Below are 24917 nucleotides of genomic sequence, written 5' to 3'. Positions count from 1 at the left end.
GAATGATTTAATGTAATAGACAATGCCAACCTTTGGGGTTGGCTTTGTTGTTTATAGGAATGAAGGCATTGGTATATCTATCGCGCAATTACAAACTTCTGTGTAGTAGAAGAGCCACCATAACTCGCGGAGACTATATATATTCCTGTCGGTTCATTGCTGATGTCCATCTTTAAAGGAGAAGTAATTTCTTCTGAATGAAATATTTTTTGTCCGACAATATTGTAGATGTCAATGGTGTTGAATTTGGTATTGTGATCAGTAGTTATTGTTATCAGACCTGTTGACGGGTTTGGGACAATTGAAAAATGTATTGTTGTTTCTACATTGTTCACTGCTGTGGGATTGGTTATCTTTCTTATTCTGTTATTTCCGCAATCTGCTATCAACAGCGAGCCTTGCTTCATACACATAGCTGTAGGCCAGTTCAGCCGGGCATTAGTTGCCAGCCCGCCATCGCCGTTGAAACCCGGAATAGTATTGCCGGCAAATGCATGAATAATTCCATCGGCAGTAACTGTTCTGATCATATTGTTGCTACCATCAGCTATATACAATGTTTCGGCAGGGTCTACAAAAATACCCCACGGCACATTCAATTTAGCATCGGTTGCAGGTCCGCCGTCGCCTGAGTAACCTCCGGAATAAAAATAGTTGCCCATTTCTATTGTGGTCAATACATATCCATTACCAGCAACGGTGTTTATTGTTCCGGTAGCGAAGGAAATTTTTCTTACCACATTGAACCTTGAATCGCAGATGTACAAATCTCCATTGCCATCTCTGCACATACCGGCTATCTCTCCGAATGTGGCCAATGCAGGAGGTCCGCCATCTCCGGAATATCCTATGCCGCCAGTACCCGCAATTGTAGAAATTATACTAGTGGCCGCAGATATAGCTCTTACTGTGTTCCCTGCTGCTATATACAAATTGCCCGTTTCATCCACACATACTGCTGAAGGCATCCAGATAGCTGCATCAGTTGCGGGAAGGCCATCACCTGATATCATAGAACTTCCATTGCCTGCCACGGTGCTGATAGTGCCTGTTGCTGCATCTATTTTTCTTACGCGGAAATTGCGGCTATCAGCGAAATAGATATTACCTGCGGCATCTAAACTTATGCCTCTTGGGTGGTATAGAGTAGCATTAGTTGCCGCTCCACCATCGCCACCGAAGCCGGAAACAGCTGAACCACCGCCTGCAATTGTAGTAATAGTGCCGGCAGCATTAATTTTCCTTATCCTATTGTTGCTGTAGTCGGAAACATAGATGTCGTTGGCCGGGCTTACTGCGATATTCATTGGCAGATTAAGCTCGGCATCGGCACATGGCCCACCATCGCCAGCAAACGACATGGGCGCTCCACCTGCAAAGGTTGAGATGGTGCCCCAGGTGCTTATCTTTCTGATACGGTGATTCCAATTATCGCCTATGAAAATGTTGCCGGCCACATCGGCGTATACAGAACCGGGATAATGCAATTGCGCGCTGACAGCGGCAATACTATCGCCATTGTAACCCTGCCCGGCATTGCCTGCAATTGTGTTGATGATTCCACCTTGTATTTTCCGGATAGTATGTACATAGTCTGCAATGAAAACAGCGCCAGCACCATCGGCCCATATATCGAATACGCTGGGTATTACAGCATTGACAGCGGGGCCGCCATCTCCGGCTCCTACGCCATAGCCTCCTGTTCCTGCAAAGGTGGATATCTTAACTGTAGCTGCAGGCACCTTGCGTACCCTGCGATTGCTGTTGTCGGCGATATACATGTTGCCTGCGTTGTCGAGACATACTGCTACGGGGCCATTAAGTGCAGCCGATATAGCAGGGCCTCCGTCGCCTGAGAAACTGGCTATAGAATTACCTGCAACAGTTGTTATGATATTTGAGAGATGGTCTATTTTACGAACTGCATTATTGCCGCCATCGCAGATATATATATTGCCGGCAGTGTCTGCAAACAAACCGCAGAGATTATTGAACGCGGCCGAAATGGCCGCACCTCCATCTCCACTATAGCCGGATATTCCTGTTCCTGCAAAAGTATTGATAAGGCCTGTGGTTGCATCAATCTTTCTGATTCGGTTACTGTCGGTGATATAGATATTTCCGGAGTGGTCTATGCAAATAGCGCCTCCCGTAATTGCAGCATTCACAGCAGGTCCGCCGTCGCCGGAGGAACCCTGCACCCCGTTGCCCGCTATGGTGGTAATTATTCCTGTGGATGCGTCCACTTTCCTAAGCCGGTAGTTCGACCCATCTACGATATAGATATTCCCTACCGCATCGCCCCTGACGGCTAAAGCGCCGCTCAGTTGTGCATTAGTTGCCGGCCCGCCATCGCCCGAATAGGATTGCAAGCCATTACCAGCGAGAGTAGCAATGTAATTTTGGGCAAACAGGGAGGTTGTACCGAGTAATAAAATAATGACCAGGCAGGTACTGAACCATCTTTTCATACTAATAAGTTTGGAATAGTTATAACAGCTAATCTTAACTTTTATTGTATGAGGGGGCATTTTGTTTGATCAGTAAATAGGCGGATTGCCAATTACATCATCACTTTCACTGCACCTACGAATCAGATGCCTATACCTGTAATAATGATAGACAGATGGCAGGCTGACTGCATCAGATACCCAATGAACAGTTTTACCAGTGATCATGTTTTTCTTTGTCATTCTAAACTTAAGGGTCGGTTCCCTGTCTACGTCAACTTCTATCTTTTCAAGTGGCATTAGCTTTATGCCTTTCCATTTATATAGCATTGCATAACCTCCACCATTAGCCACATAGTACTTTGTTACAGTATGCTTTTTAAAATCGAAATGAGCATTGGGGATATTGACTTGATGGCTAATATCGAACCGTCTTTTCATGGTGTCGTACATCACCATTATCGTTCCGTTCTTTTCGCCGGTGCCGCAGCCGCTATAAAATTCTACAACTATGTCTTTAAAACCATCACCGTTTAAGTCCATAAGTGTATCACAGCCACCGGCGGGAGACAGGCTCATTTCTATATCCGTTGCTATTTTCTTTGCTTGCCTGCGGAGACTGCTTTTTGTTTGTGCAAAAAGCAGAGAAGGTAATAAAAAAGCGAGGACAATTGTGGAGAAGATAGACTTCATATCATGAGTATAAACTACCTTATGTACCATGATATTGTGTTAGGACGTTACGTACGACAAATTTAGGACTATAGGAAAATTTGCATGTACAGTTATGTCGCCCTTTCAGGGCTGTGGCACGGAAGCTGTTATTGATGTAATTAGTATTATTTAATATACTCACCACACCTGCACTTCCCGCTCCAGTTCTATACCAAACTTACGTTTTACTGAATCTACAACGTCGCCCGAAAGTTGCCAGATGGCATCGCCTTGTGCATTGCCATAGTTGACCAGTACCAGTGCCTGTTTGGCATGTACGCCTATGTCTCCATTGCGGTAGCCCTTCCAGCCGCATTGCTCTATGAGCCAGCCGGCAGGTACTTTAACTGTAGTGTTGCTGACGGGATAGGATGGGATAGCCGGATGTTCCAATTTTAATGCTTCAAATTGAGCAGACGGGATAGTAGGATTTTTAAAGAAGCTGCCTGCATTGCCAATCACTGCAGGATCTGGTAATTTGCTGCGGCGTATGTTGATGACTGCCTGTGAGATCGTTTGCACATCGGGTTTTGCGCCCATTTGCTGCAGTTCCTGCTCTATGGCTCCGTAACTTGTATTAAAGATAGGGTGCTTGCTCAGTTTGTAAACTACTGATGTAATGAATACTTTGTTCTTACACTCGTGTTTAAAGATGCTGTCGCGGTAACCGAAGTGGCATTCTGCGTTACTATACGTCAGTAGTCTTTCTTCTTCCCAGTGCCAGAAAGTGACGCTTTCAATAGTGTCCTTTGCTTCTACTCCGTATGCGCCGATATTTTGCATAGGTGATGCGCCTACGGTGCCCGGTATAAGTGAGAGGTTCTCAATTCCTCCCCAGCCTTTGTCTACTGTGTACATCACCAGGTCATGCCATACTTCGCCCGATGCAGCATGTAGCCATACATGGGTGTCATCTTCTTTTATCTGATCTATGCCTTTGAGTTTATTGCGCAGTACCAGCCCCTCAGGGTCGTGAGTGAGGAGTATGTTACTGCCACCGCCGAGTATGAATTTGTCGCGGGGGATATTGCCGATCTCGGCCAGCATGGCTATGTCATCAACAACAATATAGTCAACACCTTCGGCAGCGATGCCGAAGGTGTTGAAAGGTTTTAATGGAATGTTGTGTTGTATGAGCATGTGCTTGTTTCGTCAGTTTTGTGCAAACGGTGCAGAATTCATCTAGATGGCTCGTGTTATTTGGAGACGCAAAATCTTGGTAACTATCGCTAACTTGGGAGTATAAAAATATATAATGAATAAAATGTAAAGTACTTTCCATAACTTTGTACTTTTAAAATCAAAGTGTTTATGAAAAAGAAGAAAATAAATGTTATGCACCCAATAACAGGGTTGCCAATTAAAGTAAAGCAATAATTGAAATTGCACTTATCTAACCATCATTTGTATAATAATAAGCCCGACATTGGGCATATATGTTGATGATACTTCGCCCCTGAGTCTATATCCATCATTGATCGATTCGTTGATAATTTTGTTTAGTTCGGGTATCGTTGTTGCAGATGCTATAAAGCATTCTTTAATTTCTTCCATATTACATTTTAGTTTAGCAACATAAATGTAAATAAAATAGCCCACTATATTGGCGGGCTATTTCTATTATTGTAGGTTATCTTCTTTGTCCCCATTGTGTTTGCGTGAACTGCAAGCAACTTCATGGCCTGCTCAAAATCCACGTTTAAGCACACCTTCTCGGCATACTGTTTCGGGGTTGGCTTTGGTTCTTTCTTTTCTTTTGCCATAGAGTAAAGTTACGAAAGTTATTTTTTGTTGTCTCTTTTATGTACGTTTGGCGTATGCTCAAATATTTAATGATTTTCGCTATTATTTTTACTTGCACAAAAGAAACTGATGCACAATCGTTGGGGCAAGAAAGGGTAAAAAGAATAAAATCTTGCACGGTTAGAGTTGTAATAGAAGGTAGTGGCTCGATAGGGACTGCATTTTTTGTCAATGAAAGCGGGGCTTTGCTCACATGTTGGCATGTTATTGAACCATCAATAGTGCAAATTGGAGATAGGCGGTCATTTAAAAAAATATACATCGTTTATCCAAAAGGCGATAGTGAAGAAGTAGCTATCCCAACTACTTTTTTTGATAGCAAATTAAACATTTCTGCCGTTGCTTATGATTTTTGCTTATTAGCAATAATAAACCCTAAAAATAAGAAATACCCATTTTTAAAGATGGGTGTTTACGACCTAGCAAATGAGGGTGACGATATTTATACATGTGGATATCCGTTAGCAATACAACAGCAATTTGTATCAAAAGGCATAATCTCTACAAAGTACATAAACGAGAATAATGCAATTGCAATAAGTGATGGTAAAGTAGTGACCATGCCCCGACACGAATCTCTTTTAGATGTTACAATGAACCCAGGAAATTCAGGAGGGGCAATTATAAAAATAGGGGATACCCCCGATAAAGATGAAGTTATTGGTATTGCAGACTTTATTATTAACCCTATCGCAGGTATTGCGGATGAATTAACAAGTAAATTTAAAGGGGCAGCAGGATTAAAAATAATGGGAGTTGACCCGAATATTACATTTGCAGGGTTCACCGAATTATTCAAGACTACATCAAATGGTATCAGTGGGTGTATTTCACTGAATCACGTAATTGATGCACTAAAATAATAGGTAATTTAACCGAAGAACATATTTTTACTTTTCTTACCCAATTGTGTTGAGGTAGATTATTAGTTACAAGATGCTTGGACATTTTATCTATATTCCTATTTACTTTATCTATGTCGCCTTTAGTTATCTGCCCATAAACATTAGAACTAAAGACCAAAATTAAAATTAAACTTTTAAACATAAAAAAACTTTTATCGGTTAAAAACATAGTTATCTTTGCTATGTCGCCAGACAAAAGTTACATTGGGTTCGTGAATTGATTCCCGTCTTTTCACTCCATTCTTAAAAACAAAGGTAAGGCAATTAAGCCTTACCAGTTAATGCTACATATTTCAGCCTCACACCCGCAGCCTTAGCTACTGTATTTTCAAACCTGTTTGTTTGCTCTGCTTTACGTGTGTTATACCTGTATGCGCTTTCGTTGCAATAGGCTTGCATGTGCTTACGGCTGATGTTGTGGTACACACCTATCACCATGCGGTCAAAGTGGCTAAATGCGCCCTCTATTGTGTTAGTATGGTAAACGCTATCTCTGCAATATTCACTCTTGCTATGGTCAACACTGCCATGATGTGCAAACTCCTTACCAACCTTTACATAAGTGTTAGCGGTATCGGTCATTAACACTGATTCAGTATCTACGTGCTTACGAAGTAAATCTGGCTCATTCTCGCTTGCATCAACAACATCGAACCTTATCTTACCTCCACGCTCTATATATGCTGAAACGTTGGTCTTATTATCGTTGCGCTTGCTCTTATCCTCTAAGATCGCTTTACGCTTCTTATTTGACATATTTTTCACCTTGCCACCCACAATGGTAGTATCTGTTTCAACCATAACACCAGAGCCGCCCAACGTTTCAGGGTCTATTTCCTTAAACGTTTCACGTATGCGGTGCAATAAGAACCATGCGCTTTTCTGGTGTATTCCTAAGTCCCTGCTAAGTTGCAATGAACTAATTCCTTTCTTATGGTTAGCACATAGGTACATAGCACCAAACCATGTACGTAATGGCATTTTGGTATTCTCAAATATAGATCCAGTAATAAGGCTGAATTTCTTTTGACACTCTACATTGCGGCATTTGTAACCCCTGTTAGTCTTATATGGATTTTCGGCCTGACAGTGTGGGCATGTAGGATTGCCATTCCACCTAACCTGCTCCCAGTAAGCCATACAAGTAGCTTCATCCTTAAAGAAGTCAAATAATTGTGGTAGTGTTTTGAATTGTGCAAACATAATATTATCGCTTTGATGGGACAAAGATAAAGCGATATTTTCACATTACAAAATTTATTTGTCCCAAGTTAGCGATAGTTACCAAAATCTTGCGTCTCTACTGACGGTTGGGTGCAACAGACTGCTGTCTTATTATATCAATACATCTCCTGTCATTTCTTTGGGTATTGGCAGGCCCATGTAGGTGAGTATGGTTGGTGCCAGATCGCCCAGTTTGCCTGGTTTTATAGGTCCTGTAAAATCATTGCTGATAATAAAGAATGGCACCGGATTGAGCGTGTGAGCAGTATTTGGTGTGCCGTCTTCGTTAATGAGGTAGTCTGCATTGCCATGGTCGGCAGTGAGGAATACCGCATAGCCGTTGGCCAGTGCAGCAGGCACTAATTGTGCTACGCAACTGTCTACTGTTTCTACAGCTTTGGTTACGGCGCTCCATACACCGGTATGGCCTACCATGTCGGCATTGGCATAGTTCAGTACTATGAAGTCAGCACTCTTCGCGTTGATCTCAGGCAGTATCTTTTCTGTGAGCTCGTGCGCGCTCATTTCCGGTTTCAGGTCGTAAGTAGCCACATCTCTGGGAGATTGCGCCATAATGCGGCGTTCGCCATTAAATGGATTTTCGCGGCCGCCTGAGAAGAAGAAAGTAACGTGCGGATATTTCTCTGTTTCGGCGATGCGTATCTGTGATTTGTGGTTGTCTTCCAGTACTTCGCCCAATGTTTTTACGAGGTCTTTGTTCTCGAAAATAACTCCCACGTTTTTATAACTTTTGTCGTACTCCGTCATTGTTACATAATGGAGGTTGAGTGGGTGCATATTCTGCTCGTGGTAAGACTCCTGGGTGAGTGCCATCGTTATCTCGCGGCAACGATCTGTACGGAAGTTGAAGCAAACAACTATATCGCCATCCTTTATGGTAGCAATAGGATTGCCTGCTGTGTCGCATGCAATAATTGGTTTGATGAATTCATCGCTGATATCTGTATTGTATGATGCCTGAATAGCAGCCAATGGATCTTGTGTATGGTCGCCGATAGCATGGACCATGCCATCGTAAGCCAGCTTTACCCTGTCCCAACGTTTGTCGCGGTCCATTGCGTAATAGCGGCCGGTAACGGTTGCCAGCTTTGCACCGGTAGTTTGCATGTGGGCATGCAGGTCGGTAATGAAGCCCAAGCCGCTTTTAGGGTCAGTATCTCTGCCATCGGTAAAAGCATGTACTGCTACATTGGGTATATTGTGTTTTTGTGCGAGTGTGCACAAAGCTTTTATGTGAGTGATGTGTGAGTGAACTCCGCCATCACTTACCAGGCCTATGAAGTGAAGTGTTTTACCCACTTCTTTGGCAGCATTGAAAGCTGCGGTAAGTACAGGGCTGCGATCCAGTTCGCCTTCGCGTATGGCTACATTTATACGCTGTAGCTCCTGATATACAATGCGGCCGGCACCTATGTTCAGGTGGCCTACTTCACTGTTGCCCATCTGTCCGTCTGGCAGCCCCACAGCTTCACCACAAGTAATGAGTTCGGTGTTGGGGTACTTACTATAAAGGGATTTTACAAATGGTACATTAGCATTAGCTATCGCATCTGATGCAGGAACCTTACCATGGCCCCAGCCATCCATAATAATGAGCATTACTTTTTTAGACATACTGTAAAGATAAGCCAAAAGTAATAACCTGCCTGTAGGTGGGTGCGGCTAGTGCCCTAAAATGATCATTGTCATTTTACTTGTTTAGGAGCGCAAAACACGTGGTATGCAATCCAGCCGTAGGACAGCCGAGTCCGTTTGTCAGGCTTTATCTAACGGAAGGGTGATCTCAAAAATAGCGCCGGTAGGCTGATTGTCTTTAATAATGATATCGCCCTTATTTTGTGTCACTACTTTACATACGAGGTAGAGTCCTAGTCCCGTTCCTTTGGCATTGCGGGTTTCTTCGCTGCCTACACGGTAGAACTTGTCAAATATTTTCTTCTTCTCGCTGTCGGGTATTCCGGCACCTTCATCTATTACCTGCAGTACTATTTCATTATTCCGTTTGTGCAGTTCTACACGTATCGGTGAGCCGGCAGGGGTGTATTTTACTGCGTTTTCCAGCAGGTTGTTTATGGCCATCTGCAGCATTACCTTATCTCCGGTTACATAGCATCCGCTACCTATGTTGTCCTCAAATCGCTCAGGATAGCGGCCGGAATACTCCATAACTGAATCCTCGGCTAGTTCTGAGAAGTCGAACTTTTCACGGGAGTGTTTGTATATACCACCATCCAGCTGCGATGCAAAGAGAATGTTGTTACATAGGTCGTTAAGCCTGTTAGCTTCCTTTATGCTGCGGCCAAGTAGCTGATCTTTCTTTTCTTCGCTTAGTTTGTGTTTCTCTATTGTTTGCAGGTTCAGTTTTATGGCTGCAATAGGTGTCTTCAACTCATGGGTAACGGACAGCATAAAATTATTCTGCTGCTTAGACAAGGCTATGCGTCTCTTAAAAGAGGAATAGACGACTACGGCACCAATCAATATGACGATGATGAATGTGGATCCCTCTGCAATGTATTGTTTGGTTCTACGAGTAAGATCTTCCCGCCGTTCCTGCAACTCTTTGTTGTATTCAGCAGGGTGTGCGGTACTGTCTATACTGGTTTGCAATGTTATTAATTGCTGCGCGTATATGCGGCCACTCAGCTTCTGCAGGCTCATTTCCCAGAATACTACTGCGGTAACAATGTAGGCCAGCAACAGTACATAGATGGATGAAAAAAAACGCATAAGCCAGTGTTTAAGCCTCACCCCAAACCCTCTCCAAAGTAGAGGGAGGTGTAATGCAACTTTTAAATTATAACCAATTATTGATGTTGGCCAATTATATCTTTTTGAAATAACCTGATCCTACCATTTCCAGTCTGAAACCTACATGGAGTACTTCAGGCAATGGGTTGATACGCATGTTCTGCTCCAGCATGATCTCGTAAGTACCATTGCGGTCGAACTTTACTGAATCGCCAAGGTCCAGCATTACGCGTTCTTCATAAATGGCGCCCATGCCACGGCCTTTCCATTTGCCGGTAGCATCTGCCAGCACTATGTTCACACGCTCTTTTTTAATTGTGAGTGCCCCCGGTGTTTTAATGTACATCCACATCCACAAGTTGCTGTAAGGATAGGCCTGTGTATGCTGTATGATAAAGTAAGGACGGTAGTGAGCGCTACTGTCGGTAATGTCGAATTTGAAGGTAGGATTGAAATTATAGGCCCATTGGTTCTGTGGAATTGATTCCTGTTTCTGGTAATACGGCGATGGCAGGCAGCCGCCCATTACACAACACAACAAAAGGAGCAATACTATATTACGTGGCATGTTTATGATTAAATTCAGATGTCAAAAGTACAACCTATTGCAGTCTGTTTATTATGCCGCAGGTGTAGCTGCAATATTTTGTTATATATAATGTATTTGCGTATGCATATAGTGTTTGCGGGTATGTGCAACTCGCCCTACACAAACAACCGTTCGCCCGATATCCGTTTTCTTTGTAGCTTGTAGCAGCGAGTTTTGTACTGTTATTAAAACAATATTATGAAAAGGAAAAACACGCTTGTCTTTATACTGGTTTCTATTCTACTTGTTTTGGGGGTAAACATTTCCGGCAACTATCGCAATTATGCAGAAGGTGCCGACTGGAAACAAAGTGTATTTTTTGTTTTGACCTTAACGCTTATGGGGTGGTTAATAGGTATACCTGTTGGTAAACTTCTCAGGAAGCTATTTGCAGATACAAAACGCCCTCTTGGTACGTTGCTGTTTGCCATGTTGATATTGGCTGTTCAAGGTGCATTGATGATGATCATAGCACTTAATGCTATGGTGATCGTGTTTCACTTTCATGCGCCTAACACAGCCGAATATGTTGCGGCTACCTCTTATAGTGTGTTATTTACTCTTATCATAGGGTTGATGGCCACCGGACAACAATTTTTACAAAGCCTGCTGAAGAGTAAGGAGGATAATGAAAGAATGAAGCAGGAGATGATCCGTAGTCAATACGAGGCATTAAAAAGTCAGGTAAATCCTCATTTTCTGTTTAACTCGTTGAACACGCTTACCGTGATGATCTCTACCCAGCCGGAGTTGGCGGTGAAGTTTGTGGAGCAGATGTCTAAAGTGTTCCGTTATTCTTTGCAGAACAGTACGGAGAATACTATAGACGTAGGTACAGAGCTGAAGGTAGTGCAGTCGTTCCTGTTCCTTAATGAGCAACGGTTTGAAGGTAAGCTGCGAATAGATATTGCAGTGACAGACGCGGTAATGCAAAGGCAGATCATCACCCAGTCTTTACTGATGCTTGCCGAGAACGCCATAAAGCACAATGAAATATCTACTGATAACCCACTCACTGTATCAATAAGGAGTAACGATGACTACCTGATCATGGAGAACACGCTGCAACGCAGGGCTCAGATAGAGGAGTCTACCAATATAGGACTCATTAATATTAAGCAACGCTATGCCCTGGTAAGTGATAGGCCGGTAGTGGTAGAAGAAACAAACAAGATGTTTACTGTAAAATTGCCTTTGATATGAATGTGCTGATACTGGAAGACGAGGCCGCAGCGGCTACAAGGTTGCAACAACAGTTGGCCATAGCCGAGCCCGGAGCAAAAGTGCTGGCCGTATTGGAAAGTGTGAAAGATGCCATTGAGTGGTTGCGCATCAACAATGTCCCTGATATAATACTCTCTGATATTCACCTGTCAGATGGGCTGGCATTAGATGTTTTCAGGCAGGTAAGTACGCCTGCGCCGGTTATCTTCACTACTGCATACGATGCGTATACACTGAAGGCATTTTAACTCAACAGTATTGATTACCTGCTGAAACCTATAGATGTTGATGAGTTAAAAGCGGCCTTTGCTAAGTTTCGTAATAGTGCTTCCTCAACAGGCACAACCACGCAGTTGGCGGATCTGTTACGGCAAATGACAACCGGCAAGGAGAGCTATAAATCGCGGTTCCTGGTAAAGCTGGGTGACAGGCTGATCATTATTTCTGTGGCCGATGTGGCGTATGTTATGGCTGATGATAAGGTAGTGTGGCTGTACACGATCGATGGCAAGAAGCACCTGATAGATGATCCATTAGATGAACTGCAAAAGACATTGGATCCGGCCAACTTCTTCCGTATCAACCGCACGTATATTGCGCCTTTGTCGTCGATAGATAAGATACATAACCACTTTAATGGCCGACTTAAAATATCATTGAAACATTGCGAAGACAATGACATTTTTGTGAGCAGGGCTAGGGTAGGAGACTTTAAGAAATGGCTGAATAAGTAGGGAGTCGTAAGTCATAAGTCGTAAGTGGAAGTCCCAAATCTAGCTACTGCAAGGTTATATCGACACGCGCCAAAACTAAAAAGAGCAGCCGGATATACCAGCTGCTCTTTTTAGTTTTTATTTTTAAGTTTTGACTTTTACTTGATGCCCATCTTAGCCTTTACCAAAGGAAGGATGTTATCAGATTCGCGGCCAAACAAAAGTCCACCACCTGCTTTATCAAATATGTAATCGTAGTTTCTTTCTTTAGCTACTGCGCTTATTGCTTTTTCAGCCTTATCAATGATCGGCTGATAAAGATCCTGCTGCTTCTGAGATACCTTTTCTTTAGCGCTCTGCTGAATGCTTTCTATTCTGTTCTGAAGGTCTTGTATTTCCTTCATCTTAACTTCCTTAATAGGCTCGCTCATTGTCTTTTCGTCTCTCTGGAAGATAGTACCCTTCGTCTGGTATTCTTTCATCATAGACTCTATCTGATCCTGAAAAGCACGTGCATACTTGCTGATATCAGAATCGGCCTTGATCTTTTCAGGCATGGAAGCGAGAAGCTCCTGAGAAACGATCCAACCCAGCTTAAGGCCTGTGTGCGGCTCGCTTGATTCTGTAGTTGTTGCTGAAGTAGTTACTGGTTTCGCTTTCTGAGCAAAGCTAACTGTGCCTGCCATAATACCGAAGGCGAAGATCATCAGGAATTTTTTCATTACTATTTTTTTGTTTATTTGATTTTGATTATTTGAGTTAGGACTGCAAAGTAAATGCCAATCGTTAAGATAACAAAATAAATCCCGCTAACTAACTTGTTAATTTTACCCTACAATGGGCATTATTTATTGAGGCCCATTATCTTAAGTACATCATCACTACGATCTAGCTTAGGATCTGCATAAAATAATGTTACACCACCTGCTTTATCCAATACGAGGTCGAATGCACGCTGCGAGGCCATTTTCTGCACCGCGTTAAATACGCGGTCCTGTATAGGCTTTACATATTCCTGGCGTTTTTTGAAAAGGTCGCCTTCGTAGCCGAAACGTTGCTTCTGCAGGTCTTTAGCAGCTTTTTCTTTGGCAACTATTTCATCTTCGCGTTTCTTTCTCATCTCGTCGCTCAGCATAGGGCGTTCGGCCTGATAGCTTTTATACATCTTATCTACTTCCAGCATCTTGGCATCAATTTCTTCCTGCCATGTCTTGGAAATATTGTCGAGTTTGGTCTGGGCGTCTTTATAGTCATCCAGTTTCTCGAGTATATAGCGGGAATCAATGATGCAATACTTGGTAGCCTGGGCATTGGCTGCTCCAGCAGTCATTACCAATATTAAAACACTAAACAGTACTTTCTTCATAATAACGCAATTTTTAAGTTAGTAAACCTAATAAATCAATTACTATACCAATTCAATCGATTACTCCGGTTCGAAGCCCAACATAAAGTTAAACTTAGCAATATCCTTCACGCTCTTAATACCATTGTTAGGATCATACCTGTCTAAACCTATACCATAGTCAAGACCCAACAGACCAAACATAGGAAGGTATAAACGTATACCCACACCTACGTCTCTGTTCAGCTTGAACGGATTATAGTCTTTAAATGTATTCCATGCATTGGCTGCATCTACGAACATGATACCGTAAATAGTAGCTGTAGGTGCAAGGGAGAATGGATAACGTAATTCAGCTGTGTATTTATTGTATATGGTTGCAGAATTGGCATATACTTCATAACCACGCTGTGCAACGATATCTTTACCTACGAAGTAAGAGTAGCCTGACAGACCATCACCACCCAACTGGAAGCGCTCAAACGGAGAGAAACCAATGTCTTTATTGTAGTAACCGAGGAAGCCATATTTAGAAGCTAACCTCAATACCAGGTTACCTGCAACCTTCTGGTAGAAATCGGCTGTAAACTTATACTTGTGGTACTCGATCCATTTGTACTTGTTGGCAGGGGTTTCGCCTGAATAGTCATTGCCGCTGAATGCGCTGAATGGCGGAGTGATCTGGAACGTAAATGATACGTTAGCGCCGCTACGGGGGTAGAGTGGCTGATCTATATTGTTTCTTGACAGTACAAACTTGAAGTGAAGGTCATTACTGAAACCGTTGTTGAAGTTGTCTACCAAAGCGTAGTTCTTCAGGCGGTAGTTGTTGTAATACAGACCGTAGTTGAATACAAAGAAGTTATCGGGCCAGGTAAGGCGCTTACCCATAGATATACCACCACCAAACATGCGCAGGAAGGCGCTACCCGGGTTGGTGCCTGCAGCAGCCGATGAGTACTTACTGTATACGATGTTGGCTGTAAATGCATTTGGTTTCTTACCACCCAGCCATGGTTCTGTGAAGCTGGTGCTCAATGAATTATAGTATTGACCGTTAGATGCATAACTTATTGCAAACTTCTGTCCGTCGCCTACAGGCAATGGATCCCAGTTTTTAGGCTTGAAGATATTGCGGATAGAGAAGTTGTTGAAAGTGATACCTACGTTGCCATAGAAGTTAACACCACCACCGAAACCGGCAGATAACTGCAACTGATCGCTTGATTTTTCTACAACTGTATATTCTATATCCACAGTTCCATCTTCAGGATGCGGTTTAGGCTGAATGCCAATCTTTTCCTGGTCGAAGAAGCCCAACTGAGCAATTTCGCGATTAGAGCGGATAAGATCGGTACGGCTAAATTTGTTGCCGGGTAAGGTACGTAATTCACGGCGCACAACGTGGTCGTTAGTACGATCGTTGCCAAATATAGAGATATCCCTGATGGTGGCCTGTGAGCCTTCTGAGATACGCATTTCGTAGTTGATAGTATCGTGAACTATAGATGCTTCAATTGGTTCTATGTTGAAGAACAGATAACCATCATCCATATACAGGCTACTCACATCTTCACCACCTTCAGGGTTTAGCTGGCGGCCTATGCGGGTCTCCAGTAATGCCTGATTATAGATGTCGCCTTTTTTAATACCGAGCACTTTAGACAATACCTCTGAAGAGTACTTGGTATTTCCTTTCCACTCTACATCGCCAAAATAGTACTTGTTACCTTCCTTTATGCGGATATCTACATTCAAGTTGCCATTCTTTACCGGGTAAACGGTATCAGATACTATAGCCGCATCTCTGAACCCGAGGGTATTGAGGTACGCGACCATTGATTGTTTATCTGATTCGAATTTGCCCTGGTTGAACTTAGAACCAGAGAATAATTTGAACCTGAAATAAGGATCGAGGGCATCTAATGTTTTAGACAATGAAAGGAATCCCCAGTTATTGGCATATTTCTTAAAAGAACGTTCGCCAACAGGGTAGGCACTCTCTTCTTTTGCAGGATGGAGTGTAAGTCTTGACATTTCTTTAGTCCCCTTAAGGGTCTTTTTCAAACGTGCTTCAGATGCTTCTTCTTCTCCTACTATGTTTATTTCGTTGATATGCGTTTTGCTGCCTTTGTCTACGGTGAATGTAAGTACACACTTATTCACCCCGGCAGTATCGTTCTTTTCAGCTACGGCTACCTTCACACGACCAAATCCCTTGTCTACAAAGTATTTTTTAATGCGGACAACAGCTTCCTTTTTAGTAGCTTCTGTAACTACTTTATTAGTTACCAGAGACAATCTTGTTTTCAGTTCTTTTGCTTCAGATACTTTGATGTTCCTGAATGTAAAACGGCTAAGACGCGGGCGCTCTTCGATCTGAATATTGAGGAATACCTTGTCATCGATATACTTGGTGACAGTGATCTTGATATCTGAGAACAGCTCCTGCTTCCATAATGCACGTACAGCTTTAGAAATAGCTTCATCGTTAGGCAGCTTTATCTTCATACCCACCGCCAGGTTAGTGACAGCAAGGATAAGGTCGGCATCCAGATATTTGGAGCCGGATACAGTAACACCGCCCAGCTCATATTCTTTTTGTTTAGGAATATTCCCATCGGGCTGCGCCTGTCCCTGCGCCTGCATCATTTTATTGAGGCCGCCACCCTTGTTACCCAACTGCGCATGAGATCTGTTCATACACAATACGCCAAGTATCATTAATCCGGTTCGTAGGAAATTCTTATGCATGCGGGGTGAAATCTGTTTGAATTTGTTCACTGGTTTTGCCAAAGCGGCGTTCTCTGCGCTGGTAGTCGAGCAACGCCTCGTACAGGTTTTGTTTTCGGAAAGCAGGCCAGTGCACGGGTGTGAAATACAACTCGGCATAAGCCAGCTGGTAGAGCAGGAAATTGCTTATCCTGTTCTCTCCGCTTGTTCTTATCATTAGTTCAGGGTCAGGGAATCCTGCAGTATTCAGGCATCTCTGAAACAAGTCTTCATTTATATCTTCAGGCTTTAATGTGCCCGACTGGGCCATCTCGGCTATCTTTCTTGTGGCAAAAAGTATCTCCTGCCTCGCGCTGTAACTGAGTGCCAGTACCAGATTAAGGCCGGTATTCATGGAGGTTATTTCCATGGCTTCCGTCATTTCCTTTTGGCAAACTTCAGGCAGGCTGGCAAAATCACCGATAACATGCAGGCGCACATTATTCTTCTTCAGGTCATCTACTTCCTTGCGGATAGTATTCACCAGTAACTCCATCAATGCATCCACTTCAGCCTTGGGGCGGTTCCAGTTCTCGGCCGAAAACGCATAGAGGGTGAGGTAGTCAATCCCCAATTCACCGCAGGCGTCAACTATTTCACGCACACTTACCACGCCCTCATAGTGGCCATATACCCTGTCTTCACCGCGCTCGCGGGCCCACCGGCCATTGCCATCCATTATGATAGCAATATGCTTAGGCAGCTTGCTGCGGTCAACCATTGTTAGTAGATCAGTCATTATACGTTACGAAAAGTGTGCAAAGGTACAAAAATAGGCGGTAGCTTATAGTATCAAACTATATGCATCTAGTTTAACGCGCTTTTAACTGCAAATGAGTGCTTTTACTTATTTGAATTTTTATTTTGTAAATGTTATTTATGTTTAATTTGTCGTTGTGGCTGATCTGAGTATACAAATTAGGTTTGAGTAAATATTTATCAATACGGTTTGCCGACGATTATCAAAATAAACTAATCTCCGCCCTTAAATTCCTCGTCACGACTGCTTTGCAGTTTTATGGCGCTATGCATGGCCTTTATCTTTAAGGCCCAACTCAGTAGTATAATCGAGAATACCGGGCTTAGCGCAAATATCACTTCCAGGAACCTGAGATATATTGCCGAAGCAAAAACACTGAAGGCCATGAATCCAAAATAGAAGGCTGACCATGTCCAAAAGAGTATCCAAATAGCATGGGGTAGTTTCTTTCGCGTCGGAATAGCAGTCACTAAAAAAAATATAATAACTACAATTGTAGAAATATTGAGCAATACGCATAGGGGTGGATAGACCGATATTATCTTCCTTTGTAGTTCGGGGAAACGGCAACGCAGTTCGGCAGCAGGCCAGTTAAACCATAGCCAAACTTCCGCAGGGAGCTTCACTTTGGCGGCGTTATAATTGTCAAGCGGAGACGGCTCAGGGTAAAAAAAGCGTTTTAAGTTAGGATAAATGTAATAGCGTATGTAGGGATATGGGTTGTTCCTTATGATGTACCATCCGTATTCGTTAAGATCTTCTGAGACCATCATCCAAGATAAAAAGTACTTCTGCCTGCTAGCCGAGGCGTTGTAGATTGTGTACATCCTAAACGGAGACTTCTGATGCCATAAATAAGCAACTCCTACTTCATCCGGGGTTGGCACAGAATCTATCAGGTACTTTACGGCCGAATCAATTCTTCTGGTCTCTAGTGATGGCAGATCTTTGTTGTCAACGTGTATCTTCTTATAACAGTAAAGGGCGTTATTGGCAATTTGCCAGCCGGAAAACCCCGAAAATACAGATACTCCTGTTTCCCGCCATGCGGTATCTTTCTGATTCTGGACAAACATTGCCACCACTGCTATTACAGCCCCCGCATATAAAAGTTTGGCATGCAATTTTGCTCTGCAAAGTATCAGGGTAACCAAAAACAAAAAAGGGAAGAACATCGCAGTAAGACGAAGCGCAATACAAAAATAGAGCACACTAACAACAGCTATGAATAATCTCCAGTCGGGCTTTCTGGCAAACCAGATAAGTAATGTGATCAGCAGGATCGTCAATGAACAGAACAAAGAATCGCTTGCTATGTTGTTGCATTGGATCAGCAGCAAAGGGTTTAAAGATGTAAAGACTATTAATAATTGCTTTACCCGTGGATTGATGACAAAAATATAGTCGACGCTGAAAAGAACAAACAACTGGCTTATTACATGTATGATAAATTGTACAATGACTATCGCATCGATCGAGGTTGTGAAACTATGTATCATCTTGAGAAAATTCACGTAGGCTAGTGGCCTGTACGCCATTTTTGTGTCATTATATGCCCATGATATGTAATTTATGCCATCGTCATTAATGTCGGGTACTGGAAAGCAGTATTTTAATATTATGAAACCCACGACTGATAAGACAATTGCCTGTAGGAGCCATTTTTTCTGAGAGATGAGATAGCCACTGCCCTTTTGAACTTTCGATTTTCTTTCAATGGGGCCTTCTGATGACAGGTTAAGCTTATGGTTGTTTTTATCCATAATTTAGGTAGTTAGGTGAGTATAAATGTCTGGCGGCAATTTTATAGGGATACAAAATGTAAAATTCTAAGAATTTTAAAAACGCATTTTGGCTTTACTCCTTAAAAACCAGGACCCGACACTTGCCAAGATAATCATACTTTTTTAAAAAGAGCCAGACATTCAATTTGTCGCCATGCCTTCACTTGTCAAATTCCGCAGACTTTAAAAGGGGGGCATTGCAACGTTGTAAATTTTCTTCAGCATATGAAAGACAACGTTCCGCAGGCTTATAAAAATATGATCTCATTTTTTGAGGTTCAATAAAATATAACAATTGCGGGATCTGTATTTGCATCAAATTAGTTTGGCAATCAACAAGCAATTTTATATTCCTTATAAAATCTTAGGGTTTATATTGAGTGCGAAGCATTCTGTGCACTCACTACCGTAATAATTTTCAAGGACTGTAATGGAGCGTTTTTCTATAACTTTATTCACTAAGTACATAACATAACACATCCCCAAATGAAATACACACTCCTCATATTTCTTGCCGCAGCAACTTGCTTTGGTTGTAACAATACCACAACTACTACCACAACCACTACAACTTTCGATTCTACCACCACAATAGTCAACGTGCCAGATAGCCGGCACGAACTATTTGTACTCGATAGTGTATTGAAGCAGTACGAGACGCCCATGCAGCGGTTTAAGGCATCAATCGTTACCCCGACAAAAATAACCGGCGCAAAAGGAACTGTCATCAATGTAAATGCACCCGACCTGGAAACTGTAAGTGGTAAACCACTGGGCAACCACATAGATATAGAGCTGAAAGAACTGACCACTACCGAAGAACTGGCCAGGGACAGGGCTGCAACAGTGTCTGACGGCAAATTGCTGGTGTCGGGCGGGGCATACTATATTAATATGACCAGTGGGGGAGAGCAGTTGAGACTAAAAGCCGGGAAAACGCTTGCGGTGCAATTTCCAAAGAACACCACTGAAGGTATGTCGCTTTTTTACGGGCAAAGGGATAGCTTGGGGCAGATGAATTGGAAGGGTGGGGAGCGGGGTTTTACTGAAATCGGAACAGCCTCGGTTCCGGTTGAGCGAGTTAGGAGTGATGCAGACTATGAGGGAGAGACAGCGGAAATAGCGGTGAACGAAACTGAAAGGAAAGAATATACGAAGAAAGGAGCCTTAACATCTAAACTGTATGATCAGATGGGAATAGAAAACCTGGGATGGATCAACTGTGATAGGTTTAGGGGCAATGATAACGTGACTGCAGCTATTGTAGCTATAGATAAGGCCGATTCAGTGAAATTTATAAGTGCTTATCTTGTTTTTAAAGACATAAACTCTGTATTGCAAAGCTATTATGAGACTTCAACGCAAGAATTTGCATTCAGAGGCATACCGGTGGGTGCTAAAGCTGCACTGATCGCTATCGGAATCAAAAACGGCAAGATGTTCACTGCAAAATCTAAGATAGTAATTACCGATAACCGTAAAGTGCTGGTAAAACTTAAGGAAACACCCGATAATGAGGTGGCAAACCTATTTAAGCTGAACTAAGCCATCTGATTCACAGTCAATTATATCTACTTCTCAATGGTCATTTAAAAAGAATCAATAACGGCGCGTCGGCAAGGTCGCCGATTATTTATATTTTTGCCCTGCCGTAAAAAAGCTGCAATACTTTATATGTCTGATACAACAACGAAACGAGTGATACGTGCCGCACATGGCAATCAACTGACTTGTAAGAACTGGGTGAGCGAAGCAGCTTACCGCATGATACAGAATAACCTGGACCCTGAAGTGGCGGAACGCCCGGAAGATCTGGTAGTATATGGTGGTATTGGCAAGGCTGCCCGCAATTGGGAAGCTTTTGACAAAATACTGGAATGCCTGAAGAACCTGGAAGAAGATGAAACACTAATGGTGCAGAGTGGTAAGCCGGTTGGCGTGCTGCGTTCACACAAAAATGCGCCACGTGTATTGATAGCCAATTCTAACCTAGTAGGCCGCTGGGCTACATGGGAGCATTTCCGTGAATTGGAAGCCAAAGGATTGATGATGTATGGCCAGATGACCGCAGGTAGCTGGATATATATAGGCTCTCAGGGTATTGTACAGGGCACTTACGAGACTTACCTGTCTCTGGCTAATATACATTACGGTGGTACACTAAAGGGTACGTTGAACGTTACTGCCGGCCTTGGTGGTATGGGTGGCGCTCAGCCATTGGCTATTACCATGAACGAAGGTGTATGCCTTGCTGCTGAAATGGAAGAATGGCGCATACAGAAGCGTATTGAAACCCGCTACCTGGATAAATACACACATAACATAGACGAGAGTATTGACTGGGCACTTGAAGCGAAGGCTAAGGGTGAAGCAGTATCAATAGGTGTATGCTGTAACGTGGTAGACCTATTGCAGCGCCTGATAGACCGTAACATTACACCTGATACATTGACAGACCAGACATCGGCACATGATGAGCTGATCGGTTACTTTCCGGAAGGTATGAGTGTGCTGGAAGCTAATGTGCTGCGTGAAAAGAATAAGGAAGAATACATGAGCCGCTCGTTAGACACAATGGCGCGCCACGTAAAGGAAATGCTGGAATTGCAACGTCGCGGTGCTATTACCTTCGACTACGGTAATAACCTGCGCGGACAGGCACATGATAAGCGCCACATAGACAATGCATTTGATTTTCCGGGTTTTGTGCCTGCATATATTCGTCCGTTGTTCTGCGAAGGAAAGGGACCTTTCCGCTGGGTAGCACTGAGTGGCGATCCTGAAGATATCTACGCAACAGATAAGGCGTTAATGGAGCTGTTCCCCGACAATGTAGGCCTCCACCGCTGGTTGAAGATGGCTCGTGAGCGTATTGCTTTCCAGGGTCTGCCTGCACGTATTTGCTGGCTGGGTATGGGTGATAGAGAAAAGGCAGGTTTGCTGTTCAATGAAATGGTAAAAGATGGCCGTGTAAAAGCACCAATAGTAATTGGCCGAGACCACCTGGATACGGGTTCTGTAGCATCGCCTAACCGCGAAACAGAAGCTATGAAGGATGGCAGTGATGCTGTTGCTGACTGGCCGATACTCAATGCGCTCATCAACACAGCAGGCGGAGCCAGCTGGGTATCATTCCATCACGGTGGTGGGGTAGGTATGGGCTATTCACTGCATGCAGGAATGGTTATAGTTGCCGATGGTACTGCTGATGCTGAAGAGCGCCTGCGCCGCGTGTTGCACAACGATCCGGCAATGGGGGTTATTCGCCATGCCGACGCGGGTTATGACATAGCTATTGATACAGCTAATAAATTTGGGTTGATGATCTAAGGTCATAGGTATATTTTCAGGTTAAGGAGGGCAAAAACAATCACTGTTTTTGCCCTTTTATTTTGTCCTTTTGCAGGTGAAAAAAAATTATGTTTTTAAATAGGCTATATTTTATGAAATAGACTTTTTTAGAAGAAAGTAAAGCCTATATTTGCACTCCGTTTTAGAGGAGACGGCGGTTGCGGCACAGGGCGGTAATCGAAGAGTAAAAAAATATTTTACAGAAGAGGCAAAAATAATTTGCTGAATTAAAAATCTTCTTTACTTTTGCAATCCAATTTATTGAAAACGAAAGCGCTCAATAATTAGTTCTTTGATCAATAGCCACTTTAGCTCAGATGGTAGAGCAACTGATTTGTAATCAGTAGGTCGCTGGTTCGATTCCGGCAAGTGGCTCGTTTTAAGTTGAAACGAAAAAGTAAAACGCAAAGCTGTTTATTTCGGTATTCTGTTTTTTACTTTTAAGTTTTTAATTTTTACTTTTTTACACGGGTAGATGGCCGAGCGGTTAAAGGCGACAGACTGTAAATCTGTTCTCTCACGAGTACGTAGGTTCGAACCCTACTCTGCCCACTTTTTAATTTTCAATAGCAGTTGTAGTTTATGCAAGCTGCTTTCTGTTATTGAATAAGACACCAGATATTATATTGCGGGAGTAGCTCAGCTGGTAGAGCGACAGCCTTCCAAGCTGTAGGTCGCGGGTTCGAATCTCGTCTCCCGCTCTTATGGTTAGCTAATTGGCACACGTGCTGATTAGTTAATTTAATGTAAGGAAGTTCTTTGTAGTATTTAGTTCTTTGCAGAAGATATTTGAAATGAGGTAGCAGTAGTTACTAAAATGATAATAGTAGCTGTTGTAGCTCAGCGGTAGAGCACTTCCTTGGTAAGGAAGAGGTCGGCAGTTCAATCCTGCTCAACAGCTCTTGAATTTGTGAAAATGCTTATGTGAAGATGAAAGTAAAGGATGGTTGGTAACGCTCCGTTCTAAGAAAAAGTAACCGATGCCTTTGGGCATTAATCAATAACAAAAAATAAACAATTTTAAAACAGAAATAAAATGGCAAAAGAGACCTTTAAGCGGGACAAACCCCACGTAAACATTGGTACCATCGGCCACGTCGATCATGGTAAAACTACATTGACTGCGGCTATAACAACTATACTCGCTGGCAAGGGTCTGGCGCAGATGAAAGGTTATGACGAAATTGATGCTGCACCTGAAGAAAAGGAGCGTGGTATCACTATCAATACCGCTCACGTTGAGTATGCAACTAACGCTCGTCACTATGCGCACGTTGATTGCCCGGGTCACGCCGATTATGTAAAGAACATGATCACAGGTGCTGCCCAGATGGATGGTGCTATCCTTGTAGTAGCTGCTACAGATGGTCCTATGCCACAGACTAAAGAACACATCCTTTTGGCTCGCCAGGTAGGTGTTCCACGTATCGTTGTATTCATGAACAAAGTTGACCTTGTTGATGATCCGGAAATCTTGGAACTTGTTGAGATGGAAATCCGCGAGTTGTTGAGCAAATATGAATATGATGGCGATAACACTCCTGTAATACAGGGTTCTGCTACAGGTGCACTTGCAGGTGATGCTAAGTGGGTTAAGGCTGTAGAAGATCTTATGGATGCTGTTGATAGCTACATTCCATTGCCTCCACGTCCGGTTGATATGCCATTCCTTATGTCAGTTGAAGATGTATTCACTATCACTGGTCGTGGTACTGTTGCAACTGGTCGTATCGAGCGCGGTGTTATCAAGGTAGGTGAGAACGTTGAGATCGTTGGTTTCAATGAAGATCCATTGTCTTCTACTTGTACTGGTGTTGAAATGTTCAAGAAATTGCTTGATCGTGGTGAAGCTGGTGATAACGCAGGTTTGTTGCTTCGTGGTATTGAAAAGAAAGATATCCGTCGTGGTATGGTTATCTGCGCACCTAAGAGCATTACTCCGCACACTGATTTCAAGGGTGAAGTTTACGTTCTTTCGAAGGAAGAAGGTGGTCGTCACACTCCATTCTTCAACAAATACCGTCCTCAGTTCTACTTCCGTACTACTGACGTAACAGGTGAGTGCGAACTTCCTGCAGGTGTTGAAATGGTTATGCCTGGTGATAACGTTAACCTTTTGGTTAAATTGATCGCTCCAATAGCTATGGAAAAGGGTCTTAAGTTCGCTATCCGTGAAGGTGGTCGTACAGTAGGCGCTGGTCAGGTAACTGAAATAGTTAAGTAATATACTTGCAGCTTGCTGCATTATAAATACACTAGCCGTCCCGATTTTATCGGGACGGCTTTTTTTGTTACTGATGCTTTTAGTGGTCCGGTAAAGTAATATCAATTAACTGTTTGGATTAGGCACTTTACTTGTTGTCACCAACTATTTGTCTAGGTAATGCAGTTTCACGTTATTGCGCCGTTAGGTGCAAAAGGTTTGTAGGTACATCAATCACATCCCTCATACAGCGCCCCGTAGGGTCGCAACGATTGGTGCGGTTCATTTTTATTATTAATTGGTATTAA

20 protein-coding genes and 4 tRNA genes are annotated in these 24917 nt (G+C 43.0%); 11 read left to right on the top strand and 13 right to left on the bottom strand.

Annotation, left to right across the window (positions count from 1 at the left end; all coding sequences use genetic code 11):
• Positions 1 to 77: 77 nt before the first annotated feature.
• The 4 genes from CJD36_RS17280 to CJD36_RS23300 all read right to left on the bottom strand — a co-directional run bounded on the left by CJD36_RS17280 (position 78) and on the right by CJD36_RS23300 (position 4927).
• Entirely contained in the window at positions 78 to 2471 is a 2394-nt protein-coding gene (locus CJD36_RS17280; RefSeq protein WP_161499358.1) for an NHL domain-containing protein, read from the bottom strand.
• A 69-nt stretch (positions 2472 to 2540) separates the two neighbouring features.
• Positions 2541 to 3173, bottom strand: a complete 633-nt coding sequence (locus CJD36_RS17275; RefSeq protein WP_105040454.1) for a hypothetical protein — start codon at positions 3171 to 3173, stop codon at positions 2541 to 2543.
• A gap of 129 nt (positions 3174 to 3302) precedes the next feature.
• A complete protein-coding gene (murB, locus tag CJD36_RS17270) occupies positions 3303 to 4304 on the bottom strand; it encodes a UDP-N-acetylmuramate dehydrogenase (protein WP_105040453.1) in 1002 nt (333 codons plus the stop codon).
• A 458-nt stretch (positions 4305 to 4762) separates the two neighbouring features.
• Positions 4763 to 4927, bottom strand: coding sequence for a hypothetical protein (locus tag CJD36_RS23300; protein WP_161499357.1), 165 nt, complete (start codon positions 4925 to 4927; stop codon positions 4763 to 4765).
• Positions 4928 to 4981: 54 nt separating this feature from the next.
• Here CJD36_RS23300 and CJD36_RS17265 point away from each other — a divergent pair, with 54 nt between their 5' ends.
• Positions 4982 to 5830, top strand: a complete 849-nt coding sequence (locus tag CJD36_RS17265; RefSeq protein ID WP_161499356.1) for a S1 family peptidase — start codon at positions 4982 to 4984, stop codon at positions 5828 to 5830.
• Between the two features lie 306 nt (positions 5831 to 6136).
• Here the strand turns inward: CJD36_RS17265 and CJD36_RS17260 are convergent, their stop codons facing one another.
• The 4 genes from CJD36_RS17260 to CJD36_RS17245 form a co-directional block, all read right to left on the bottom strand.
• Positions 6137 to 7075 carry an IS1595 family transposase gene (locus tag CJD36_RS17260; RefSeq protein WP_105040451.1) on the bottom strand — a complete coding sequence of 313 codons (939 nt, stop codon included), beginning with the start codon at positions 7073 to 7075 and terminating at the stop codon, positions 6137 to 6139.
• A 132-nt stretch (positions 7076 to 7207) separates the two neighbouring features.
• Positions 7208 to 8731: a 2,3-bisphosphoglycerate-independent phosphoglycerate mutase gene (gpmI, locus tag CJD36_RS17255; protein ID WP_105040450.1), complete on the bottom strand. Its 1524-nt coding sequence runs from the start codon at positions 8729 to 8731 to the stop codon at positions 7208 to 7210.
• A 141-nt stretch (positions 8732 to 8872) separates the two neighbouring features.
• Entirely contained in the window at positions 8873 to 9847 is a 975-nt protein-coding gene (locus CJD36_RS17250; protein ID WP_105040449.1) for a sensor histidine kinase, read from the bottom strand.
• 94 nt (positions 9848 to 9941) lie between these two features.
• Complete coding sequence (locus CJD36_RS17245; protein WP_105040448.1) at positions 9942 to 10436, bottom strand: gliding motility lipoprotein GldH; 495 nt, start codon at positions 10434 to 10436, stop codon at positions 9942 to 9944.
• A 219-nt stretch (positions 10437 to 10655) separates the two neighbouring features.
• Between CJD36_RS17245 and CJD36_RS17240 the strand changes: the two genes are divergently transcribed.
• The 3 genes from CJD36_RS17240 (at position 10656) to CJD36_RS17230 (ending at position 12415) form a co-directional block, all read left to right on the top strand.
• Positions 10656 to 11660: a sensor histidine kinase gene (locus CJD36_RS17240; RefSeq protein ID WP_105040447.1), complete on the top strand. Its 1005-nt coding sequence runs from the start codon at positions 10656 to 10658 to the stop codon at positions 11658 to 11660.
• The gene (locus CJD36_RS17235) at positions 11657 to 11929 is read left to right on the top strand and encodes a LytR/AlgR family response regulator transcription factor (protein ID WP_105040446.1); all 273 of its coding nucleotides are present in this window, start codon (positions 11657 to 11659) and stop codon (positions 11927 to 11929) included. The genes CJD36_RS17240 and CJD36_RS17235 overlap by 4 nt, the downstream gene beginning before the upstream one ends.
• A gap of 105 nt (positions 11930 to 12034) precedes the next feature.
• Complete coding sequence (locus tag CJD36_RS17230; protein WP_133162686.1) at positions 12035 to 12415, top strand: LytR/AlgR family response regulator transcription factor; 381 nt, start codon at positions 12035 to 12037, stop codon at positions 12413 to 12415.
• A 137-nt stretch (positions 12416 to 12552) separates the two neighbouring features.
• Here CJD36_RS17230 and CJD36_RS17225 read toward each other — a convergent pair whose 3' ends face one another.
• From CJD36_RS17225 to CJD36_RS17205, 5 genes are all read right to left on the bottom strand, one after another.
• Positions 12553 to 13116 carry an OmpH family outer membrane protein gene (locus CJD36_RS17225; protein ID WP_105040444.1) on the bottom strand — a complete coding sequence of 188 codons (564 nt, stop codon included), beginning with the start codon at positions 13114 to 13116 and terminating at the stop codon, positions 12553 to 12555.
• A 122-nt stretch (positions 13117 to 13238) separates the two neighbouring features.
• Entirely contained in the window at positions 13239 to 13760 is a 522-nt protein-coding gene (locus CJD36_RS17220) for an OmpH family outer membrane protein (protein ID WP_105040443.1), read from the bottom strand.
• Between the two features lie 60 nt (positions 13761 to 13820).
• Positions 13821 to 16493: a BamA/OMP85 family outer membrane protein gene (locus CJD36_RS17215; protein ID WP_105040442.1), complete on the bottom strand. Its 2673-nt coding sequence runs from the start codon at positions 16491 to 16493 to the stop codon at positions 13821 to 13823.
• Complete coding sequence (locus CJD36_RS17210) at positions 16486 to 17250, bottom strand: isoprenyl transferase (protein ID WP_105040441.1); 765 nt, start codon at positions 17248 to 17250, stop codon at positions 16486 to 16488. The genes CJD36_RS17215 and CJD36_RS17210 overlap by 8 nt, the downstream gene beginning before the upstream one ends.
• 233 nt (positions 17251 to 17483) lie before the next feature.
• Positions 17484 to 19034: a hypothetical protein gene (locus CJD36_RS17205; RefSeq protein WP_105040440.1), complete on the bottom strand. Its 1551-nt coding sequence runs from the start codon at positions 19032 to 19034 to the stop codon at positions 17484 to 17486.
• Positions 19035 to 19541: 507 nt separating this feature from the next.
• On the opposite strand from CJD36_RS17205, the gene CJD36_RS17200 reads away from it, so the two are divergent.
• From CJD36_RS17200 to tuf, 7 genes are all read left to right on the top strand, one after another.
• Entirely contained in the window at positions 19542 to 20600 is a 1059-nt protein-coding gene (locus CJD36_RS17200) for a hypothetical protein (protein ID WP_105040439.1), read from the top strand.
• Positions 20601 to 20729: 129 nt separating this feature from the next.
• Positions 20730 to 22385, top strand: coding sequence for a urocanate hydratase (gene hutU, locus CJD36_RS17195; RefSeq protein WP_105040438.1), 1656 nt, complete (start codon positions 20730 to 20732; stop codon positions 22383 to 22385).
• 323 nt (positions 22386 to 22708) lie between these two features.
• Positions 22709 to 22781: transfer RNA gene (locus CJD36_RS17190), tRNA-Thr, on the top strand.
• 94 nt (positions 22782 to 22875) lie between these two features.
• A tRNA-Tyr gene (locus CJD36_RS17185) sits at positions 22876 to 22958 on the top strand.
• 76 nt (positions 22959 to 23034) lie between these two features.
• Positions 23035 to 23107, top strand: a tRNA-Gly gene (locus CJD36_RS17180).
• Between the two features lie 128 nt (positions 23108 to 23235).
• Positions 23236 to 23307, top strand: a tRNA-Thr gene (locus CJD36_RS17175).
• 135 nt (positions 23308 to 23442) lie between these two features.
• Positions 23443 to 24630: an elongation factor Tu gene (gene tuf / locus CJD36_RS17170; RefSeq protein WP_105040437.1), complete on the top strand. Its 1188-nt coding sequence runs from the start codon at positions 23443 to 23445 to the stop codon at positions 24628 to 24630.
• The last annotated feature ends 287 nt before the right edge of the window (positions 24631 to 24917 follow it).

Origin of the sequence: Flavipsychrobacter stenotrophus, assembly GCF_002954265.1 — a bacterium.
In the GTDB taxonomy this organism is placed as follows: domain Bacteria; phylum Bacteroidota; class Bacteroidia; order Chitinophagales; family Chitinophagaceae; genus Flavipsychrobacter; species Flavipsychrobacter stenotrophus.
This window is presented reverse-complemented; position numbering and strand designations above follow the sequence as displayed.

Bases quoted from the DNA above. Each gene is read 5' to 3' on its own strand.
- CJD36_RS17280 (WP_161499358.1), bottom strand. From the start codon at position 2,471: ATGAAAAGATGGTTCAGTACCTGCCTGGTCATTATTTTATTACTCGGT.
- CJD36_RS17275 (WP_105040454.1), bottom strand. From the start codon at position 3,173: ATGGTACATAAGGTAGTTTATACTCATGATATGAAGTCTATCTTCTCC.
- murB (WP_105040453.1), bottom strand. From the start codon at position 4,304: ATGCTCATACAACACAACATTCCATTAAAACCTTTCAACACCTTCGGC.
- CJD36_RS23300 (WP_161499357.1), bottom strand. From the start codon at position 4,927: ATGGCAAAAGAAAAGAAAGAACCAAAGCCAACCCCGAAACAGTATGCC.
- CJD36_RS17265 (WP_161499356.1), top strand. From the start codon at position 4,982: ATGCTCAAATATTTAATGATTTTCGCTATTATTTTTACTTGCACAAAA.
- CJD36_RS17260 (WP_105040451.1), bottom strand. From the start codon at position 7,075: ATGTTTGCACAATTCAAAACACTACCACAATTATTTGACTTCTTTAAG.
- gpmI (WP_105040450.1), bottom strand. From the start codon at position 8,731: ATGTCTAAAAAAGTAATGCTCATTATTATGGATGGCTGGGGCCATGGT.
- CJD36_RS17250 (WP_105040449.1), bottom strand. From the start codon at position 9,847: ATGCGTTTTTTTTCATCCATCTATGTACTGTTGCTGGCCTACATTGTT.
- CJD36_RS17245 (WP_105040448.1), bottom strand. From the start codon at position 10,436: ATGCCACGTAATATAGTATTGCTCCTTTTGTTGTGTTGTGTAATGGGC.
- CJD36_RS17240 (WP_105040447.1), top strand. From the start codon at position 10,656: ATGAAAAGGAAAAACACGCTTGTCTTTATACTGGTTTCTATTCTACTT.
- CJD36_RS17235 (WP_105040446.1), top strand. From the start codon at position 11,657: ATGAATGTGCTGATACTGGAAGACGAGGCCGCAGCGGCTACAAGGTTG.
- CJD36_RS17225 (WP_105040444.1), bottom strand. From the start codon at position 13,116: ATGAAAAAATTCCTGATGATCTTCGCCTTCGGTATTATGGCAGGCACA.
- CJD36_RS17220 (WP_105040443.1), bottom strand. From the start codon at position 13,760: ATGAAGAAAGTACTGTTTAGTGTTTTAATATTGGTAATGACTGCTGGA.
- CJD36_RS17215 (WP_105040442.1), bottom strand. From the start codon at position 16,493: ATGCATAAGAATTTCCTACGAACCGGATTAATGATACTTGGCGTATTG.
- CJD36_RS17210 (WP_105040441.1), bottom strand. From the start codon at position 17,250: ATGACTGATCTACTAACAATGGTTGACCGCAGCAAGCTGCCTAAGCAT.
- CJD36_RS17205 (WP_105040440.1), bottom strand. From the start codon at position 19,034: ATGGATAAAAACAACCATAAGCTTAACCTGTCATCAGAAGGCCCCATT.
- CJD36_RS17200 (WP_105040439.1), top strand. From the start codon at position 19,542: ATGAAATACACACTCCTCATATTTCTTGCCGCAGCAACTTGCTTTGGT.
- hutU (WP_105040438.1), top strand. From the start codon at position 20,730: ATGTCTGATACAACAACGAAACGAGTGATACGTGCCGCACATGGCAAT.
- tuf (WP_105040437.1), top strand. From the start codon at position 23,443: ATGGCAAAAGAGACCTTTAAGCGGGACAAACCCCACGTAAACATTGGT.